This is a genomic window from Halomonas nitroreducens, from assembly GCF_003966155.1.
GTDB lineage: Bacteria > Pseudomonadota > Gammaproteobacteria > Pseudomonadales > Halomonadaceae > Halomonas > Halomonas nitroreducens.
Window position 1 is genome coordinate 1 of the sequence record NZ_RXNS01000015.1, and the last position, 18,834, is coordinate 18,834.

Here is an 18,834-nt window from a genome sequence, read left to right on the forward strand (position 1 = left end):
GCTTCGTGTTGCTGGTCGTGGTCAACAGCCTGGGGCTCATTCCCGAGGCGGTGAACGAGGGGATGTCGACCCTGTCTCGCTGGTGTCTGGTGACCGCGATCGCCGCGCTCGGCATCAAGACATCGTTCCAGAAGCTCGCGGTGGTGGGCTGGAAGCCGGTGATCCTGATGGCCCTCGAGACGCTGCTGCTGCTGGCCGTGGTGCTCGGCGTGGTGATGCTCGGCGGCCTGGGAACCTAGTGGTGTCAGCCCATCGGATACCGAGAAATCACAGCTGACCACTACCTGCGTCTTTCCGAATAGCGCTGGCACCAAGCGAGATAGTCGGCGGCGGGGAGGGCCGGTGAGAAAAAGAAGCCTTGTGCCTGATCGCAGCCGAGCTGGCGCAGGATATCCGCCTGCGCCGCTGTCTCCACGCCTTCGGCGGTCACCACCAGCTCAAGGGCATGGCCCACGTCGATCATGCAGGCCATCAGCTTGCGCGCACGCTCGTCTCGTTCCAGGTTGGCGACAAAGACTCGATCGATCTTGAGCCCCGTAATCGGCAGGTGCTGTAAGTACTCGAAAGACGCAAAGCCTGTGCCGAAGTCATCGATACTCACGCCGATACCGATATCGCGAATGCGCTGGATATCGCTGCGTGCAGCGCCGAGGTCACCGATCAAGGCGCTTTCGGTGATTTCCACTTCCAGACGTTCAGGGCGCACGCCAGCTTGCTCGACAAGCTCCAGGAGAAGATCATGCAGCTTCTCGTCATGCAGGTTATGCACGGAGATATTGATGCCGATTGCGCCCTCGCTCCCGTCATGCATGGCAAAGGCACCGGCGGCTTGAGCAACGAAGCTGGTGACCGGGCCAATCAGCGAGGTGTTTTCCACCTTGGGCATGAACTGGCCAGGCGGAATCAGCCTGTCGTCGTCTCCTCGCCAACGGATCAGTCCCTCGCATCCACAGACCTGGTCATCGCCCAGTCGAATCTTGGGTTGGTAATGCAGCTCGAACTCCCGCGCGGCCAACCCGTCTCGCACCTGAGCGATCAGCTTGAGCGAGTCAAGAGTTCGCTGATCGAAGGTGGGGCTGAAATGCGTGTGGCTACGCCGTTGCCGGATAGCTGCCAGTTGCGCGATGCGGGCCTCTCGGAGTAGCTCTGTCGCCCTCGTCGCGCCGTTGCGCGAAATGGCACTCCCCATGACCAGCTGGACGCGCACAGGCACTTGCTGAATCAACAGGTTGTCCTCGCCGACATCCATCAATCGCTGGCTGATAGGGTCGAGATCGGCCGGCTTGATATCCTTTAATATCACCGCCAGCTCATCAAGGCTGATGCGGTACGCCCTGCTGCCGTCGCGAACCGCCTGACTCAGCCGAGTGCCCAGCGCCAGGATAAGCTGATCGGCGGCTTCCATGCCCAGGGCTTCGACAACGTCTGTCATATCGGTGATCTTGACCTTTATCACCCCGGTTCCAGTGACTCGCCACACCGACTGCGATAGACACTGGTCAAGATCCTCTTTGAGGGCGACCTGGTTGGGGAGTCCCGACTGGGGATCGGTACGGGCGATGACCCGGTGTTCGTTGGCCGAGCGGCGTCGCAGTTGGAACAGCCAGCCGGCCACCCCGCCCAAGAGCAGATAGAAGGCAAACCGCGTCAGGTAGTTGGCCGTGCTCTGCTCGACGCTGAGGTGGGCGTCCTGAGGCATGACGGCCATCAAGGCGCCGGCGAGGAAGGCGGTGATCAGCCCCCCGGGAAGCCTGTACCAGGAGGCCGCGGCCAGTACCGGGATCAGCATCAAGTAGGGGTAGGCGTAGGCCGTGCCGCCAGTGACGTAGACGATCGCCGCACCCGCGACCAGGAGCAGAGCCACTACACTGCAGCGCGTGGCATGACGACTGCCGATGAGTTGCATGAGGCGTTGCGACCATGCTGTCGCCTTCACGACACTGCTTGCGCCCATCTCCTTGGCCTCCGGATTGTTATCGCGACTCTGTACCAGATTAGAGGAGTATGAAGAACCTACCACGCGGTTGAGTGAGAAGAATAAACGCGCGACGGGAAGGGCGATGACGAATCTATCTGGGGAGCACTCGGGCGCTGTGCGTGGCAGGGGCTAGAGAGGTGCCGGTCAGGGGACAGGCGGATCTGGCGCCCTCTGCAGGATTCGAACCTGCGACCTGCCGCTTAGGAGGCGGCTGCTCTATCCTGCTGAGCTAAGAGGGCGAAGTGGACGATAGTATAAGCGTCTGAACCGGCGAGATAAACCCGCAGGCGCCGCGGTCCGTGAGCCGGCACCGCTTAACGGGTAGAATGGCCGCCAGTCCCTGTCCGGAAGCCCCATGCCCGAGTTTTCCCCCTACCTGTCCCCGGCGGGCGACCGCCATTTCGACGGCCTCGCCGACAAGTTCGCCGGCAGCCTCTATGGCGGGCTGCGTGGCGAACTCCGCCTGGCCCTGCTCGACCGGTTGCTGCCCGAGATGCTGGACCTGCAGGGGCAGCCGGTCCTGGAGGTGGGGGGTGGCCTGGGACAGCTGGCCGCCTGGCTGAGCGACCGGGGCCATCCCGTCACCCTCACCGAGCCCGCCGGCGAGATGCTGGAGCGGGCCGCCGAGCATCTCGGCGACCGGCCGGTGGTCCGCCACCGGCTGCCGCTCCAGTCCCTGCCGGCGGCACTGCCCGGCCCCTGGCCGCTGGTCACCTGCCATGCCGTGCTCGAGTGGCTCGCGGATCCGCGGGCGGCCCTGGCGACCCTGGCCGGGCTGCTGACGCCGGGAGGGCAGCTCTCGCTGATGGTCTTCAACCGCGATGCCCTGCGCCTGTCCAACGTGGTCAAGGGCAACCTGGCCAAGGCCCTGGACGATCGGCTGGAGGGCCAGGGGCGCCGCCGGCGCCTGACCCCCATCTCGCCGCTGACCCATGGGCAGGTCGTCGCCTGGGCCGAGGAGGCGGGCCTTTGCGTGGCGCAGGTGGCCGGGGTGCGCGTCTTCCACGATTACCTGCGCACGCCGCCGGAGGCGGCGGCGGATCGCCAGGCCCTGCTCGAGCTGGAGTGGCGCTACAGCCGCGTCGACCCGCACTGGCGGCTGGGCCGCTACCTGCTCTATACCCTGATTCGCCCCGAGGAGCCCGCGTCATGAGTGCCGAGACCCCCGTCTGTCAGCTGCTGGAACGCCAGGACGCCGATTATCGCGGCTGGCTGTGGGTCGCCCCGCCCCGGGACGGCTGGCTGGAAAGCGGCGAGGGGCGACTGCTCGCCGCCGACCAGGCGCTGCTGTCCGCCTGGCGGGCGCGGGGGCGGCCGGCCGGCTCGCCCTTCGAGGCGGAGATGCCGGCACCGCCGGGCGTGGTGCTGTTCTGGCCCAAGGCCCATGCCCTGGGCGAATGGTGGCTGCTGTGGCTGTGCGCCCACCTGCCGGTGGGCACCCCCTTGCAGGTGGTGGGGGAGCATCAGGGTGGCATCAAGCGGGTGCTCAAGGTCCTGGCGGCCCTGGGACTGGGCTGTCGCAAGGTGGACAGCGCCCGGCGCTGCACGCTCTTCGCCTCCCGGCTCGACCGGGTCGGGCTCGACCCGGAGGCGGCCTGGACGTCCTTCGAGGCCGAGGGACTCACGCTGGCCAGCCATCCGGGCGTCTTCGGCCACGGCAAGCTCGACGCGGGGACCCAGCTGCTGCTGTCCCGCTTGCCGGGTGTGCTGCCCGAGACGGGGCAGGTGCTTGACCTGGGCTGTGGCGACGGCATCCTGGCCGCCTGGCTGGCCCGGCGCGGACTTTCGGTCACCGCGGTGGACGTCAATGGCTTCGCCGTGGAGGCCACTAGGCGCAGCCTCGCGGCCAACGGCCTGGCCGGCGAGGTGAGGGCGGGGGATGTCTTCGCGGAGCTCGAGGGGCGACGCTTCGACGCCATCGTCAGCAACCCGCCCTTCCACCAGGAACGGGCCGTGGACTATGGCCCCGCCGGGCGGCTGATCCGAGGGGCGCCGGAGCATCTGGTGCCGGGCGGCCGGCTGGTACTGGTGGCCAACGCCTTCCTGCCCTATCCGGACCTGCTGGAGCGGGCCTTCGGCGGCTTCGAGATCCTCGCCGACGACCGTCGCTTCCGGGTCTACAGCGCCAGGACCTGAGGTGTCCCGTCGGCCGCCGGGAGTCCGCCGGTCGGCAACGGAAAGGGGCATGCCGATTGGGTCGGCATGCCCCGCGGCGGCCGGAGGCACCGGCCGCCGAGTTGAGTGTGGATTATTCGGTCATCGACTCGCCTTCCATGCCGGTGCCTTCGCCTCCCATGGAGGACTTGGCGGCCTTGAATTCCTCCTCGCTGATGGCGCCATCGCCATCGGCATCTGCGCTCTTGACGTCCAGGCCGGCCGCAGCGGCCTCCTCGGCGCTGAGGGTGCCATTGCCGTCGGCATCCAGGTCGCTGAACTTGGCATGGCTGTCTGCTACGGCCCCGGCGCCGAAGAGCAGGGCGACGGCCAGCAGTATCGATGTCAGCAGGGTCTTGTTCATGATGCACCTCCAGAGTGTCAGGTGAACACGTGGTTTGTGCTGCCACGAGCCGGGTGGCTCGCTGTCCTGAATCATGCCAACACCATGCCATGGGCACTATTTTTCCATTTAGGGCAATGAGTTGAGGTGCAGTGCCGAGTGGCGAGAGTCGGAGCGGCGACGTGAAAGGAGCCGGGACCGTCGGCCTGTGGCGACGCTCCCCTACGTGCTTGGCCAAGCCGCTGTTACCGAGGGCTTCTTGGGTGTCGCCATCGAGCATCGGTCATGGCGGAGCTGGCGTTTGTGTGTCTACCGCAATGCGCTACCGAGGCCATCCCGCGGCTGCTAGTCTGCCTGCAGACAGACATGGAGGGGGCGGCGATATGGCGGAAGGGCGCGTGTTGGGAGCCGGGGTGCTGGGCGGCCTGCTGGCCATCGGGCTGGTGTGGAGTGGCAGCCACCTCGAGGAGGCGGCATGGACCTGGAAGCAGGCCGACCGACGGGTCACGGTGAAGGGACTGGCCGAGCGTCAGGTGCCTGCCGACATGGCGCTATGGCCGCTGCACTACAGCGTGACGGCCGACCGGCTGGAGCGCCTGCAGGCCGAGCTCGCAGCGGACGAGGAGCGGATTCGGACCTTCTTGCAGGCGCATGGGTTTGCGGCAGAGAACATCAGCGTCACCCCGCCCAGCGTGCGAGACCTGCAAGCCGAACGGAACGGTCGGCAGGCGCCGCCCGAGGAGCGCTATCGTGCCGAGGCCACGGTGTTGGTCCGCACCCCGCGGGTCGCCGAGGTCAAGGCGGCCATGCCCGAGACTGGTGCCCTGGTGCGCGACGGCGTGCTGCTGTCACCCAATTACCAGTATCGCACCGAGTTCCTGTTCACTGGCCTGGAAGGCATCAAGCCCGACATGATCGCCGCCGCGACGGCCGATGCGCGCCGTGCCGCCGAGCAGTTCGCCGAGGATTCCGGCAGCGAGGTGGGGGCCATCCAGCGGGCCAACCAGGGGTATTTCTCGATCGAAGATCTCGACAGCTACACCCCGGACATCAAGCGCGTGCGCGTGGTGACCACCATCGACTACGCCCTGCAGGGGTAATCACAGGCCCCGGAGTGACATCTGCTAGGGCTGCCGATAGGCGATATCGGTAATGAGGTAGGTGGTCTCGCCGCCCGGGGCGGCCACCGTGGCCTCGTCGTCGAGCCCCTTGCCCAGCAGCGCCTTGGCCAGGGGAGCATCCACGCTGATCCAGTGCTTGGTGGTGTCGGTCTCGTCGTGGCCGACGATGCGCAGGTGCAGCTCCTCGCCGTCCTCGTCCTCGAGGGTGACGAAGGCGCCGAAGAATATCCGCTCGGTATCGGCGGGCAGCCGGTCCACCACCTGGAGTTCGTCCAGGCGCTTGGTCAGGTAGCGGATCCGGGCGATCACCCGGTTCAGCTCCTTCTTGTTGTAGGTATAGTCGGCATTCTCGCTGCGATCGCCGAGGGCGGCTGCCTCGCCGACCTTGGTCGAGAGGGCGGGGCGCTTGACCCGCGAGAGGTGGTCGAGGATGCCCCGCAGGCGCTCGGCGCCCTCGGCGGTGATCAGGTTGCTCTTGGGCTCCTGGCGCGGGTCCTTGGCGGGATCGCGCCAGCGGGTCATGTTGCGGCCTTTCATCCTCGCCTCCCCTGGGTCGAAGAGTCGAAACATACGCCATCCCGGCGCGGCTCGGCAAACCGGGAGCGGACTGGCGAATCAATCAAACGTTCGTTACATTCCTGTGAGGCGATCCTGCCCACAACCACCACAATGCCGAGGAAACCGCCATGCCGAGACGCCACCTGCTGGCCGCCGCCGTCTGCCTGGGCCTGTCCGCCGCCCCCATCGCCCAGGCACTGGCCTGGGAGGACGATGTCTTCTCGCTGAAGCAGCGCTGGGAGCATGTCACCACCGCCATGGAGGCGTCGCGTCGCGAGGATGCCCTGTCGGCCCTGGCCGAGGAAGCCGAGGCGCTCGCCGAGGCCCACCCGGGGGCCAGCGAGGTACTGATCTGGCGCGGCATCATCCTGGCCTCCCTGGCGCGGGAGGTCGGCGGCCTGTCCGCCCTGGGCGCCGCCAAGGAGGCGCGCCGGGTGCTGGAGCGCGCGGTGGCGCTGGATCCCGAGGGCCATCGTGGCTCGGCCTACGTGACTCTGGGCGCCCTCTATGATCGAGCCCCGGGCTGGCCGGTGGCCTTCGGCGACGAGGAGACCGCCGAGGCGATGTTCCAGAAGGCCCTGGCGATCCGCCCCGAGGGCATCGACGTCAACACCTACTATGCGGCCTACCTGGAAGCGGAAGGGCGTGAGTCGCAGGCCCTGGCCCATGCCCGACGCGCCGTGGCGGGGCAGGCCCGGGCGGGACGCGAGGCCTCCGACGAGGCGCTGCGCGTCCGGGCTCGGGCCATGGTGGCGCGCCTTCAGGACTAGTCCGCCCCGAGAGGCGCCACCGCGCCTTGACATTCACCCGCCGCAGACGGGCACCGAGGTCCGCTTCGGCCAGCGCACGGCGACGGTTGGCAGCCCCTGCCGCGGTCATGATAATGGGGCATTCGCGAACACGGAGGCCCTGCATGTCGGAGACCGATCACGCCAACCCGCCCGATGCGCTGGCGGCCGCGCCCTTCGACGCCCAGGACGTGGAGCTGCTCGAGCGGCGCTGCCTTCACCAGGGCTTCTTTCGCCTGGAGGAGCTGCACCTGCGCCACCGCCTCTTCGAGGGCGGCTGGAGCGGGGCGATGGTCCGCGAGGTGCACCAGCGCCACGACGCCGTCGGCGTCTTGCTCTACGATGTCGAGAGGGATGCGGTGGCACTGGTCGAGCAGTTCCGTGCCGGCGCCCTGGACGACCCCGACTCGCCCTGGAAGCTCGAGATCGTCGCGGGGCTGGTGGAGCGCGGCGAGAGCCTGGCCGAGGTGGCCCGCCGCGAGGCCGAGGAGGAGGCCGGCTGCCGGGTGGGGGAGCTGATCGAGCTGCACACCTACTACCCCAGCCCCGGGGCCTGTAACGAGCGGGTCACGCTGTTCTGTGGCCTGGTCGACAGCCGCGGGCTGGGCGGCATCCACGGCCTCGACGAGGAACACGAGGATATCCGTGTCCACGTGCTGTCCTTCCATCGAGCCTGGGAACTCCTGCTGGCCGGGCGACTCGACAATGCCATGTGCCTGATCGCCTTCCACTGGCTGGCGGCGCAGCGGGCCTCACTGAGAGCAAGGAGGTAGCGTGTCGAGAAGCGCCTACGTCACCGACCTGAGGACCCTGCAGGGCGAGTGCACCGCCAACTACCTGCGGTTGACTCGCCTGCTGGGGGACCTCGAGGCCGGCGAGAGCCGCGAGGTGGAACTGGTCAACCAGGGGCGCCGCCTCGGCGCCCTGTGCCTGAAGGTTCAGGAGCGGGCCCCCTACACCAGCATCATCCGGGTCTCCCAGCGTGGGGTCCTCGACGCCGTGATCGATGCGCCCCGTATGCGGGTGCACCTCTATCACGACGTGCGCATGGCGGAGGTCACCGACTTCCAGCGCCAGCGCCACTTCGATGGCCGCTATCGCTACCCCAACGCCCGCATGCACCAGCCCGACGAGAAGCTCCAGCTGAACCGTTTCCTCGGTGAGTGGCTCGACCATGGCCTGGCCCACGGCCACTCCCTGGACCTGCCGGAACTGCCGTGAGGAGCCCGTTGCGCTGATGCGTCTCATCCAGGTTACCGATTGCCACCTGCATGCCGACCCCCAGGCACCTTGCCGGACCGGCATTCCCCATCGCCAGCTCGAGCGCGTGGTGGCGGCGGTGGCGCGGCTGCGGCCCGACGCGGTGCTGGTCACCGGCGACGTCAGCGAGGACCGTACGGCGGCCTCCTATGCGCTGGCCGAGCAGGTGCTGGGCCGCCTCGACTGCCCCTGGTTCTGGCTGCCCGGCAATCACGACGACCCCGGGCTGATGGCCGAGTGTCGTCCCTTCCAGGCGAGCCTCGACCTCGACGGCTGGCGGGTCCTGCTGCTGGACACCCAGGTGGTCGGCGAGGAAGCCGGCGAAGTCGGCGAGGCGCGCCTGGCAGCGTTGGCCGACCGACTGGCCGGCGGCGACCGGCCGACCCTGCTGGCCATGCACCACCCGCCCCTGGCCGTCGGCTCGGCCTGGCTCGATGAGCTGGGGCTGGTCGATGCCGCGGCCTTCTGGGACTGTCTGGCCGGCCACGACCACGTCCAGGCGGTGCTCTGCGGCCATATCCATCAGGCCTTCGTTGGGCGCGGCCCGGACGGGGTCCCGGTCTACGGCTGCCCCGCCACCAGCGACCAGTTCCTGGCCGGCGCCGAGACCTTCACCGTCGACGAGGCGTCCCGCCCCGGCTTTCGCGTACTCGACCTGCACGGCGGCGAGCTCGCCACCTGGGTGGAACGGGTCGAGCTCTAATATCCTTTTATCGTCTAAAAAGATAGATATTAATTCTTTTACGTTATTATCGGCATGACGATACCCTCTCTCGCATGATCCCATTCCGCCCACGTCATGCGAGGTAGCCGGGCCATGAACAGTCTTCATGCACCGACACGCGAGAGCGCCGTCCAGGCCGAGGGGAGTGCCCCGGGCCTGACGCCGCGGCGGCTGACCCACCTGAAGCAGCTGGAAGCCGAGTCCATCCACATCATCCGCGAGGTGGCGGCCGAGTTCTCCAACCCGGTGATGCTCTACTCCATCGGCAAGGACTCCTCGGTGATGCTGCACCTGGCGCGCAAGGCCTTCTACCCGGGGCCGCCGCCGTTCCCGCTGATGCATGTCAACACCACCTGGAAGTTCCGCGAGATGATCGCGTTCCGCGACCGCATGGCCGCGGAGTCCGGCATGGAGCTGATCGAGCACATCAACCAGGAGGGCGTCGAGGCGGGCATCAATCCCTTCGACCACGGCTCCAGCGGCTACACCGACGTGATGAAGACCCAGGCCCTCAAGCAGGCCCTGGACAAGTACGGCTTCGATGCCGCCTTTGGCGGCGCGCGCCGCGACGAGGAGGCCAGCCGCGCCAAGGAGCGGGTGTTCTCCTTCCGCGACAAGCATCACCGCTGGGATCCCAAGAGCCAGCGGCCGGAGCTGTGGAACCTCTACAACGCCCGGGTCAACAAGGGCGAGTCGATCCGTGCCTTCCCGCTCTCCAACTGGACCGAGCTGGACATCTGGCAGTACATCTACCTCGAGTCGATTCCCATCGTGCCGCTCTATCACGCCGCCCCCCGGCCGGTGGTGGAGCGCGACGGCATGCTGGTGATGGTCGACGACGAGCGGCTGCCGCTGGCCGAGGGCGAGGTGCCCGAGGAGAAGTGGGTGCGCTTCCGCACGCTGGGCTGCTACCCGCTGACCGGCGCGGTGGAATCCAGGGCGGCCACCCTGCCGGAGATCATCCAGGAGATGCTGCTCACCCGCACCAGCGAGCGCAGCGGCCGCGCCATCGACCACGACCAGGCCGGCTCCATGGAGAAGAAGAAGCGCGAGGGGTACTTCTAAATGTCACACCAATCGACCTTGATCGCCGACAACATCGAGCAGTACCTGCACGAGCACGAGAACAAGGACCTGCTGCGCTTCATCACCTGCGGCAGCGTCGATGACGGCAAGTCGACCCTGATCGGCCGGCTGCTCCACGACTCCAAGATGATCTTCGACGACCAGCTGGCGGCGATCACCCAGGCGTCGAAGAAGAGTGGCACCACCGGCGAGGAAGTGGATCTGGCGCTGCTGGTGGACGGCCTGCAGTCGGAGCGGGAGCAGGGCATCACCATCGACGTGGCCTATCGCTTCTTCTCCACCGACAAGCGCAAGTTCATCATCGCCGACACCCCGGGGCACGAGCAGTATACCCGCAACATGGCCACCGGGGCGTCCACCGCCGGACTGGCGGTGATCCTGATCGATGCCCGCTACGGCGTGCAGACCCAGACCCGCCGCCACAGCTTTATCGCCGACCTGCTGGGCATCCGCCACCTGGTGATCGCGGTCAACAAGATGGACCTGGTGGACTACAGCGAGGCACGCTTCGAGGAGATCGTCGCCGAGTACCGGGCCTTCGCCGAGCAGCTCGGGGCCGATGACATCCGCTTCGTGCCGCTCTCGGCGCTGAAGGGCGACAATGTGGTCAACAAGAGCGAGGCCATGGCCTGGTACCAGGGGCCGGCACTGCTCGAGTTGCTCGAGACCGTCGAGGTCCGCCACGACCAGAACCTCCACGACCTGCGCCTGCCGGTGCAGTACGTCAACCGGCCGAACCTGGACTTCCGCGGCTATGCCGGGACCCTGGAGGCGGGCATCCTGCGCCCCGGCCAGACCATCAAGGTGCTGCCCTCGGGCAAGACCTCGCGGGTCGAGCGCATCGTCACCTTCGACGGCGACCTCGACGCCGCCTGGCCGGGCCAGGCGATCACCGTCACTCTCGAGGACGAGATCGACATCTCACGGGGCGACTGGATCGTGGCCGAAGACGCCGAAGTGGCCATGTCCAGCGCCTTCGACGCCGACATCGTATGGATGAACGAGCAGGCCCTCGAGCCGGGTCGCCAGTACGACATCCGTCTCGCCGGGCGAGCGGTGGCCGGCCAGGTGGCAACCATCCATCATCAGGTGGACGTCAACACCCTGGAGCGGCATCCGGCGGCACGCCTCGAGCTCAATGCCATCGCCCGCTGCCGGGTGGCGCTGACCGGTGAGGTGCCCCTGGACGACTACGACCGCAGCCCCGGTACCGGGAGCTTCATCATCATCGACCGGCTGTCCAACATCACGGTGGGCGCCGGCATGATCCGCGGCGTCGCCGAGGTCGAGGGCGCGGTCCCGGGCGAGGTCGACTGGGCCGGCTTCGAGGTGGAGCTCAATGCCCTGGTGCGCAAGTACTTCCCGCACTGGGAGGCCAAGGACGTTCGCGAGTTGCTGAAGTAACCATCAGCCCTGGCCGCAAGCGCGGGCCCGGCGACCCCCGGTCGCCGGGCCCGCTGCGTTTCGAGGACGGGCGCGTGGCACGGAAACCGGTTCTGTGGGTCCAATCTCGCATCTTCGCTGATGGAGTCTTCACCGATGATCCTGCTGGCCATCGTCCTGATGCTGGCCCTCTTCCTGCTGCCGAACCTCTGGGCCCAGTGGGTGCTCAAGCGTCATGGCGCGCCCCGGGATGACTACCCCGGCACCGGGGGCGAGCTGGCCGAGCACCTGCTCAGGCGGCTCGGTATCGCAGGAGTCACGGTAGAGATGACCGAGAGAGGGGACCACTACGACCCCCGGGCCCGGCGGGTGAGGCTCGCGCGAGCGCACTACGCGGGGCGCTCGCTCACTGCGGTGACGGTGGCGGCCCATGAGGTGGGACATGCCATCCAGCACCACCAGGGCTATGCACCGCTGGCGGCGCGCACTCGCCTCGTCCAGGTGGCCCAGCGGGCCGAGCAGCTCGGCGCCCTGCTGATGATGGCGGCACCGGTGCTGCTGGTGGTCACCCGGTTGCCCGGCGGTACCCTCGTGATGGTGCTGGCCGCGGTGCTCAGCTTCGGGACCGCGGCCCTGGTGCACCTGATCACTCTGCCGGTGGAGTGGGACGCCAGCTTCCAGCGAGCCCTGCCGCTGCTGAGGGAGTACATCCCGGCACGCGACATGTCCGGCGCCCGCCACGTGCTCACCGCCTGCGCCTTCACTTACGTGGCAACGTCCCTGGCCAGTCTGCTCAACCTGGGGCGGTGGCTGGCGATCCTGCGCCGCTGAGGCGCAACGCGGTCGGGCCTCGGGCTGGGGCTGTCGGTCACCTTGCGCCACGGGCTGCCCCCGTGTCTTGGGGCAGGCCTCGGCGGAGGCGACACGGCTGGCGCAGCGTACCTCGACGGACCGGATGGCTTGACCGGCCGGTACCGCCGGTACCCCGCCGCGCCAGGCTCAAGCGGGCCGATCGGCGATCACCACTGCCCGGCGTGGCGCCGGATGGCCTTCCCGGGTGCGGCTCGGGTCACTGGGGGCGAGGAAGTCGGCCAGCGACTGGAAGGTCATCCAGTCGGTGGCGCGCTGCTCGTCGAGGGTGGTGTCGGCCTCGTCCACCACGCGGACGTTCTCGAAGCCCGAGCGTTCGAGCCAGCCACACAGGGCGGCGGAGGACGGCAGGAAGAAGACGTTGGGCATGGCGGCATAGCGGTCCCCGGGCAGCAGCACCGTGGTGGCGTCACCCTCGACCACCAGGGTCTCCAGCACCAGCTCGCCCCCGGGGCGCAGGGCGGCCTTGAGCTGGGCCAGGTGCTCCAGCGGCGAGGGGCGATGGTAGAGCACGCCCATGGAGAACACGGTGTCGAAGAACGCCAGGTCGTCCGGCACGTCCTCGATGCCCACCGGCAGGAACTGCACGGCGCCGTCGTCGGCCTCGCCGACGAAGTGGCGTACCGCCTGGAACTGCCAGTAGAAGCGTGGCGAGGGGTCGATCACCAGCACGAAGGCGGCGCCGGCGCCGGCCATGCGCCAGGCGTGATAGCCGTTGCCGCCGCCCACGTCGAGCACCCGGCGGCCGGCCAGCGGCGCCAGGTGGGGCGCCACCCGCTGCCACTTCCAGTCGGAGCGCCATTCGGTGTCGATGGCCACGCCACCCAGGCAATAGGGACCCTTGCGCCAGGGCGCCAGGGCGCGCAGCAGGTTCTCGCCCTGGCGGCGCCGCGAGGCGTCGAGGTCCACATCCACCGTCACGGTGTCGGCGTCGAGGGCCACGCGGCGCGCCTCCGGCAGCGGCGGCAGCTTGGCCACGGCCTTCTCCCAGGCCGGCAGGTCGCCGTAGCGCTTGCGGTCCAGGCCACGGGCCAGCTGCTCGGGGAGCCGAGCCAGCCAGGTATCGAGGCCCTGCTCGAGGAAGGCCTGGTAGAGGGGGCGATGAGTGTCGGAGATCGGCACGTCAGGCCTCCTTGAAGGCGATCAGCGAGGCGAAGTTGAGGTACTGGAACCAGGTCAGCGAGCGGGTGAAGCCGGCGCGCGCCAGGCGTGCGTGGTGGGCGGCCAGGGTGTCGGGTACCAGCACGTTCTCCAGGGCGGTGCGCTTCTGGCTGATCTCCAGCTCGCTGTAGCCGTTGGCCCGCTTGAAGTCGTGGTAGCGCTCCACCAGCCAGGCGTTGTCCTGCTCGTCCTCGGCGACGACCTTCTCCGACAGCACCAGCACGCCGCCGGGCTCCAGGGCCTCATAGAGCCGGGCGATCACGGCGTCGCGATCCCCCGGCGCCAGGAACTGCAGGGTGAAGTTGAGCAGGATCATGCCCGAGGCCCGGTAGTCGAGATTGCGGATATCGCCCTCGACCACCGCCATGGCGTGGTCGGGACACTCGGTGCCCAGCGTCTCCCCGGCCCGCTCGACCATGGCCGGCGAGAGGTCGACCCCGGTATAGCGGAAGGCATCCGGCGGCAGCTGGCCGGCCAGCGCCAGCCCGGCGGCCCCCAGCGAGCAGCCCAGGTCATAGACGTGGCCGCCGTGGCGCAGGTGGCGACGGGCCAGCGGGCCGAGCATGGCCAGGATCTGGCCGTAGCCGGGCACCGAGCGGCGGATCATGTCAGGGAAGCAGGCGACGACCCGCTCGTCGAACGAAAAGCGCGCCACCCGGTCCAGGGGTGTGGAAAAGATGGCGTCACGGTAAGATGCGTCACTCATAGGCAGGGAATCATGGGCTGGAAGCCCGCCATTCTACGCTCCCCTGTTGTCGGCTGCACGACAGGATGTCCAGGAGGAATTCCATGAGCCATACCCCCATTGACCAGCAGCGGGCCTGGTGTGCCCTGGCCGAACATGCCGCCGGCATGGGGCGCCGGCACCTGCGCGATCTCTTCGTCGAGCAGCCCGGCCGCTTCGAGACCTTCAGCCGCAGCGCGGCCGGCCTGACCCTCGATCTCTCCAAGCAGCGCTGGACCGGCCAGACCCTCGACCTGTTGCTCGACCTGGCCCGGGATGCCGGGGTGCCCGAGGCGATCCGCGGCCTGCTGGCCGGTGAGCGGGTCAATCGCAGCGAGGACCGCCCGGCGCTGCACACCGCCCTGCGCCTGCCCGCCGAGGCCCGTCTCGAGGTGGACGGCGAGGACCTGGTGCCCTCGGTCCATGCCACCCTGGAGCGTATGGCCACCATGGTCGATCGCTTCCATGCCGGCCAGTGGCGGGGCGCCACCGGCAAGCCGATCCGCGACGTGGTCAACCTCGGTGTGGGCGGCTCCGACCTCGGGCCGCTGATGGTTACCCATGCCCTGGCCGACTACCGTCCCGAGGGCGTTCACCGCATCGATGTGCACTTCGCCTCGACCATGGACGGCTCGCAGCTGGCCGACTACCTGACTCGGCTCAATCCCGAGACCACGCTGTTCGTGCTGTCGTCCAAGTCCTTTACCACCATCGATACCCTGTCCAATGCCCGCACCGCGCGGGATTGGCTCAAGTCGCGGCTGCTCGGCGCCGCCGGCGAGGAGGGCGTCGACGAGGCGCTGGTGATGCGCCAGCACTTCATCGGTGTCTCGGCCAGCCCCGAGAAGATGGCCGAGTGGGGCATCGCCGACGACCACCAGCTGGCGTTCTGGGAGTGGGTCGGCGGCCGCTACTCGCTGTGGGGGGCCATCGGCCTGCCCATCGCCCTGGTGGTGGGCATGGAGCACTTCCGTGGCCTGCTGGCCGGCGCCCATGCCATGGACCGCCACTTCAGCGAGGCGGCGCTCCCCGACAACCTGCCCGTGCTGCTGGCGCTGGCCGGGATCTGGAACGTCAATTTCCTGGATATCCGCGCTCACTCGATCCTGCCCTACGATGGCCGGCTCGAGTACTTTGCCGCCTACCTCGAGCAGCTGGAGATGGAGTCCAACGGCAAGTCGGTCACCCACGATGGCGACCAGGTCGGCTATTCCACCTGCCCGGTGCTGTGGGGACAGCTCGGCCCCAACGCCCAGCATGCCTTCTATCAGCTGCTCCACCAGGGCACCCAGGCCGTGGAGTGCGACTTCATCGCCCCCCGGGTGCGCTATGACGACGTGCCCGACCCGGCCACCCGCGATCACCTGATGGGGCAGCATCGCCTGACGCTGGCCAACTGCTTCGCCCAGTCGCGGGTGCTGATGCTCGGCGACGATGCCATCGAGGACGACGGGCCGCGGCCGGAGTACAAGCACTACCGGGGCAACCAGCCGTCCAGCACCCTGCTGCTCGACCGCCTGACCCCCCAGACCCTGGGGGCGCTGGTTGCCCTCTACGAGCACAAGGTGTTCGTCCAGGCGACCATCTGGGACATCAATCCCTTCGACCAGTGGGGGGTGGAGCTGGGCAAGAAGATCGCCGGCGAGACCCAGCAGACCCTGGAGCACCGCACCGGCCTCGAGGGCATGGACGACTCCACCCGCGGCCTGATCGAGGCGGTCTGGTCGGCCGAGGGGGAGCATGGCCGATGAGGCCAGCGCGACCGGCGAGACCCGCCGGGCTGGCCATATATACAGGGGTTCGGGTATGCTGAGTCCCGCCTGCCCGCGCGTGCCGACCACCGGGGTCCTCTACCTCCACGGCTTCAACAGCGGCAGCGCCTCCCCCAAGGCGGCGCTGATGCGGGAGGCCTGCGTGGACCTCGGGCTGCCCTGTGCCACCCCGGACCTGCCGCACCGCCCCGACCAGGCACTGGACGTGGCGACGGCCCGCCTGGCCGAGCTGGGCGACTACCCGCTGGTGGTGGGCAGCTCCATGGGCGGCTTCCTGGCGACGGTGCTCGCCGAGCGCCACGATCTGCCCGGGGGGCTGGTCAATCCAGCGGTGGCGCCCGGGCGCCTGGTGGCGGACTGGGTCGGTGAGGCCTTCGTCAATCCCTACAGCAGCGAGCGCTTCGTGGTCGAGGAGGACCACCGGCGGGCGCTGGCGGCGATGACGCCCGAGCGCGTCTCGCCGGGGCGCTACCTGCTGCTGCTGGGCACCGCGGATGAGACCCTCGAGGCCGCTGAGGCCTTCGCGCTCTACCAGGGGGCCAGGACCATCCTGCACCCGGGCGGCGATCACGGCTTTTCCGCCCTGGCCGACTACCTGCCGGCGATCCTGGCCCAGGGCGGCCATGCCCTGGCCCCTGGCAGGGTGGCGGCGCGGGGCTGAGCGAGGGGAGGCAGGCAACGGAATCATGCATAGCAACCGGATGACGTCATGACACAATACAGCGCCAGCTCCATCGAGGTGCTCGCCGGGCTCGAGCCGGTGCGCAAGCGCCCCGGCATGTACACCGATACCTCTCGGCCCAACCACCTGGTCCAGGAGGTCATCGACAACAGCGTGGACGAGGCGCTGGCCGGCCATGCCCGGGCCATCGGCGTGCGGCTCTTCGAGGACGGTGGTGTCGAGGTCAGCGATGATGGTCGCGGCATGCCCATCGATACCCACCCGGAACACGGCGTCTCCGGGGTCGAGCTGATCATGACCAAGCTGCATGCCGGCGGGAAGTTCTCGGCCTCGAGCTATCGCTTCTCCGGCGGCCTGCACGGGGTCGGCGTCTCGGTGGTCAACGCCCTGTCCCGGCGCCTCGAGATCGAGGTGCTCAAGGGTGGGGAGCGTCACGGCATGGCCTTCGAGCACGGCGAGAAGGCCTCGGCCCTGGAGGTGATCGGCTCGGCCGCCAAGCGTGCCACCGGCACCGTGGTGCGCTTCTGGCCGGAGCCCAGCTACTTCGACTCGCCGAAACTGTCGCTGTCCCGACTCAAGCACCTGCTGCGGGCCAAGGCGGTGCTCTGTCCGGGGCTCGAGGTCACCCTCACCGAGCCCGACGGCACCCGGAGCGTCTGGCAGTTCGAGGACGGTCTGCGCGACTACCTGGCCCAGACCACCGATGGCTATGAGGTGCTGCCCGCCGCCCCCTTCGTCGGGCATTTCGCCGACGATGAGCACGGCGTGGACTGGGCCATCCAGTGGCTGCCCGAGGGCGGCGAGCCGCTGCTCGAGAGCTACGTCAACCTGATTCCCACGCCCCAGGGCGGGACCCACGTCAACGGCCTGCGCTCGGGGCTGCTCGATGCCCTGCGCGAGTTCTGCGAATACCGGAGCCTGCTGCCCCGGGGCGTGAAGCTCACCGCCGAGGACCTCTGGGAGCGCGTCGCCTATGTACTCTCGGTGAAGATGCTCGATCCCCAGTTCGCCGGCCAGACCAAGGAGCGGCTGTCGTCACGGACCGTGGCGGGCTTTGTCTCCGGGGTGGTCAAGGATGCCTTCTCGCTGTGGCTCAACCACCACGTCGACCAGGGCGAGGCCCTGGCGGACCTGGTCATCAGCGCCGCCCAGCGTCGCCAGAAGAGCTCGAAGAAGGTGGCGCGCAAGAAGGTCACCTCGGGGCCCGCGCTGCCCGGCAAGCTGGCCGACTGCTCGGGTCAGGACCCGGCCGGCAGCGAGCTGTTCCTGGTGGAGGGGGACAGCGCCGGGGGCAGCGCCAAGCAGGCGCGCAACCGCGAGAGCCAGGCGATCCTGCCGCTGCGCGGCAAGATCCTGAATACCTGGGAGGTGGAGTCCCACGACATCTACGGTTCCCAGGAGGTGCACGACATCGCCGTGGCCGTGGGTATGGACCCGGGCAGCGATGATCTCTCCAAGCTGCGCTACCACAAGATCTGCATCCTCGCCGATGCCGACTCCGACGGCCTGCACATCGCCACGCTGCTGTGCGCGCTCTTCGTGCGGCATTTCCCGGCGCTGGTCGATGCCGGCCACGTCTTCGTCGCCATGCCGCCGCTCTACCGCATCGACCTGGGCAAGGAGGTCTTCTACGCCCTCGACGAGAGCGAGAAGGCCGCCATCCTTCGCCAGCTCGAGGGCCGGCGCGGCACCCCCAACGTCCAGCGCTTCAAGGGCCTCGGCGAGATGAGCCCGCTGCAGCTGCGCGAGACCACCATGGCCGCCGAGACGCGCCGGCTGGTGCAGCTGACCCGGGAGGCCGGCGACGGCACCCTGGAGATGATGGACATGCTGCTGGCCAAGAAACGAGCCGCCGACCGCAAGAGCTGGCTGGAGGACTATGGCAATCTCGCCGAGATAGAGGTCTGACCCGGCTTCGCCGGGAGCCGTAAGCCGTAAGCTTGAAGCTGGAAGAAATACCGAGGCGAGCGGCGCTGGGGACAGCCCGCAGCGGAGGTCCTATGCCAGGGGTGAGGAGCACTGCTCCGAACGGGCTGGCCATGGATGGCCAGCACCGGCCCTGCAAGCGGAGCAGGATGCGAGAGCGAAGCAGGGCATCGCTAGCGCCCAAGGAAGGGTTTACAGCGCCTCCGCCCAGGGCTTTCGCCGGATAAGCCGCGATTCGAAGTCGCGGACTCCGATGAGTTTTCAGTGGGGCGATCCCCAACGATTCCACGATCGTGAATAAGGT

Annotated in this window: 19 protein-coding genes and 1 tRNA gene; 14 read left to right on the forward strand and 6 right to left on the reverse strand. The window is 68.4% G+C overall.

Features of this window, described 5'->3' with window-relative positions; all coding sequences use genetic code 11:
* The coding region (locus tag EKG36_RS15045) for a putative sulfate exporter family transporter (RefSeq protein WP_126485538.1) at positions 1–239 on the forward strand (239 nt) is incomplete at its 5' end.
* Between the two features lie 41 nt (positions 240–280).
* On the opposite strand, the gene EKG36_RS15050 is transcribed toward EKG36_RS15045, so the two are convergent.
* Together EKG36_RS15050 and EKG36_RS15055 are read right to left on the reverse strand one after the other, a co-directional pair.
* Entirely contained in the window at positions 281–1,954 is a 1,674-nt protein-coding gene (locus tag EKG36_RS15050; protein ID WP_126485540.1) for a putative bifunctional diguanylate cyclase/phosphodiesterase, read from the reverse strand.
* A gap of 186 nt (positions 1,955–2,140) precedes the next feature.
* A tRNA-Arg gene (locus EKG36_RS15055) sits at positions 2,141–2,217 on the reverse strand.
* Positions 2,218–2,333: 116 nt separating this feature from the next.
* Here EKG36_RS15055 and EKG36_RS15060 point away from each other — a divergent pair.
* Complete coding sequence (locus tag EKG36_RS15060) at positions 2,334–3,131, forward strand: methyltransferase domain-containing protein (RefSeq protein ID WP_126485545.1); 798 nt, start codon at positions 2,334–2,336, stop codon at positions 3,129–3,131.
* The gene (locus tag EKG36_RS15065; protein ID WP_126485547.1) at positions 3,128–4,114 is read left to right on the forward strand and encodes a methyltransferase; all 987 of its coding nucleotides are present in this window, start codon (positions 3,128–3,130) and stop codon (positions 4,112–4,114) included. The genes EKG36_RS15060 and EKG36_RS15065 overlap by 4 nt, the downstream gene beginning before the upstream one ends.
* Before the next feature lie 112 nt (positions 4,115–4,226).
* Here the strand turns inward: EKG36_RS15065 and EKG36_RS15070 are convergent, their stop codons facing one another.
* Entirely contained in the window at positions 4,227–4,496 is a 270-nt protein-coding gene (locus tag EKG36_RS15070; RefSeq protein ID WP_126485549.1) for an EF-hand domain-containing protein, read from the reverse strand.
* A 362-nt stretch (positions 4,497–4,858) separates the two neighbouring features.
* Between EKG36_RS15070 and EKG36_RS15075 the strand changes: the two genes are divergently transcribed.
* A complete protein-coding gene (locus EKG36_RS15075; RefSeq protein WP_126485551.1) occupies positions 4,859–5,575 on the forward strand; it encodes an SIMPL domain-containing protein in 717 nt (238 codons plus the stop codon).
* Between the two features lie 24 nt (positions 5,576–5,599).
* On the opposite strand, the gene greB is transcribed toward EKG36_RS15075, so the two are convergent.
* A complete protein-coding gene (greB, locus tag EKG36_RS15080) occupies positions 5,600–6,133 on the reverse strand; it encodes a transcription elongation factor GreB (RefSeq protein ID WP_126485553.1) in 534 nt (177 codons plus the stop codon).
* Positions 6,134–6,282: 149 nt separating this feature from the next.
* On the opposite strand from greB, the gene EKG36_RS15085 reads away from it, so the two are divergent.
* From EKG36_RS15085 to EKG36_RS15115, 7 genes are all read left to right on the forward strand, one after another.
* Positions 6,283–6,924, forward strand: a complete 642-nt coding sequence (locus EKG36_RS15085) for a TRAP transporter TatT component family protein (RefSeq protein WP_126485555.1) — start codon at positions 6,283–6,285, stop codon at positions 6,922–6,924.
* A 143-nt stretch (positions 6,925–7,067) separates the two neighbouring features.
* Positions 7,068–7,715, forward strand: a complete 648-nt coding sequence (locus tag EKG36_RS15090) for an NUDIX domain-containing protein (protein ID WP_246007529.1) — start codon at positions 7,068–7,070, stop codon at positions 7,713–7,715.
* 1 nt (position 7,716) lies between these two features.
* Positions 7,717–8,163, forward strand: coding sequence for a DUF1249 domain-containing protein (locus EKG36_RS15095; protein ID WP_126485559.1), 447 nt, complete (start codon positions 7,717–7,719; stop codon positions 8,161–8,163).
* 16 nt (positions 8,164–8,179) lie between these two features.
* Positions 8,180–8,905, forward strand: coding sequence for a metallophosphoesterase (locus tag EKG36_RS15100; RefSeq protein WP_126485561.1), 726 nt, complete (start codon positions 8,180–8,182; stop codon positions 8,903–8,905).
* A gap of 114 nt (positions 8,906–9,019) precedes the next feature.
* On the forward strand, positions 9,020–9,991 hold the full coding sequence (gene cysD, locus EKG36_RS15105) for a sulfate adenylyltransferase subunit CysD (protein ID WP_281274429.1): 972 nt from the start codon (positions 9,020–9,022) through the stop codon (positions 9,989–9,991).
* Entirely contained in the window at positions 9,992–11,416 is a 1,425-nt protein-coding gene (cysN, locus tag EKG36_RS15110; protein ID WP_126485563.1) for a sulfate adenylyltransferase subunit CysN, read from the forward strand.
* Positions 11,417–11,551: 135 nt separating this feature from the next.
* A complete protein-coding gene (locus tag EKG36_RS15115) occupies positions 11,552–12,226 on the forward strand; it encodes a zinc metallopeptidase (RefSeq protein WP_126485565.1) in 675 nt (224 codons plus the stop codon).
* A 168-nt stretch (positions 12,227–12,394) separates the two neighbouring features.
* Here the strand turns inward: EKG36_RS15115 and cmoB are convergent, their stop codons facing one another.
* Together cmoB and cmoA are read right to left on the reverse strand one after the other, a co-directional pair.
* On the reverse strand, positions 12,395–13,387 hold the full coding sequence (gene cmoB / locus EKG36_RS15120; protein WP_126485567.1) for a tRNA 5-methoxyuridine(34)/uridine 5-oxyacetic acid(34) synthase CmoB: 993 nt from the start codon (positions 13,385–13,387) through the stop codon (positions 12,395–12,397).
* Position 13,388: 1 nt separating this feature from the next.
* Positions 13,389–14,132: a carboxy-S-adenosyl-L-methionine synthase CmoA gene (cmoA, locus tag EKG36_RS15125; RefSeq protein WP_126485569.1), complete on the reverse strand. Its 744-nt coding sequence runs from the start codon at positions 14,130–14,132 to the stop codon at positions 13,389–13,391.
* A gap of 83 nt (positions 14,133–14,215) precedes the next feature.
* Here cmoA and pgi point away from each other — a divergent pair, with 83 nt between their 5' ends.
* The 3 genes from pgi to parE are packed head-to-tail and all read left to right on the forward strand — an operon-like array spanning position 14,216 to position 18,512.
* Positions 14,216–15,901, forward strand: coding sequence for a glucose-6-phosphate isomerase (gene pgi, locus EKG36_RS15130; protein ID WP_126485571.1), 1,686 nt, complete (start codon positions 14,216–14,218; stop codon positions 15,899–15,901).
* Between the two features lie 55 nt (positions 15,902–15,956).
* Entirely contained in the window at positions 15,957–16,583 is a 627-nt protein-coding gene (locus EKG36_RS15135) for a YqiA/YcfP family alpha/beta fold hydrolase (RefSeq protein ID WP_126485573.1), read from the forward strand.
* A gap of 48 nt (positions 16,584–16,631) precedes the next feature.
* A complete protein-coding gene (parE, locus tag EKG36_RS15140; protein WP_126485575.1) occupies positions 16,632–18,512 on the forward strand; it encodes a DNA topoisomerase IV subunit B in 1,881 nt (626 codons plus the stop codon).
* The last annotated feature ends 322 nt before the right edge of the window (positions 18,513–18,834 follow it).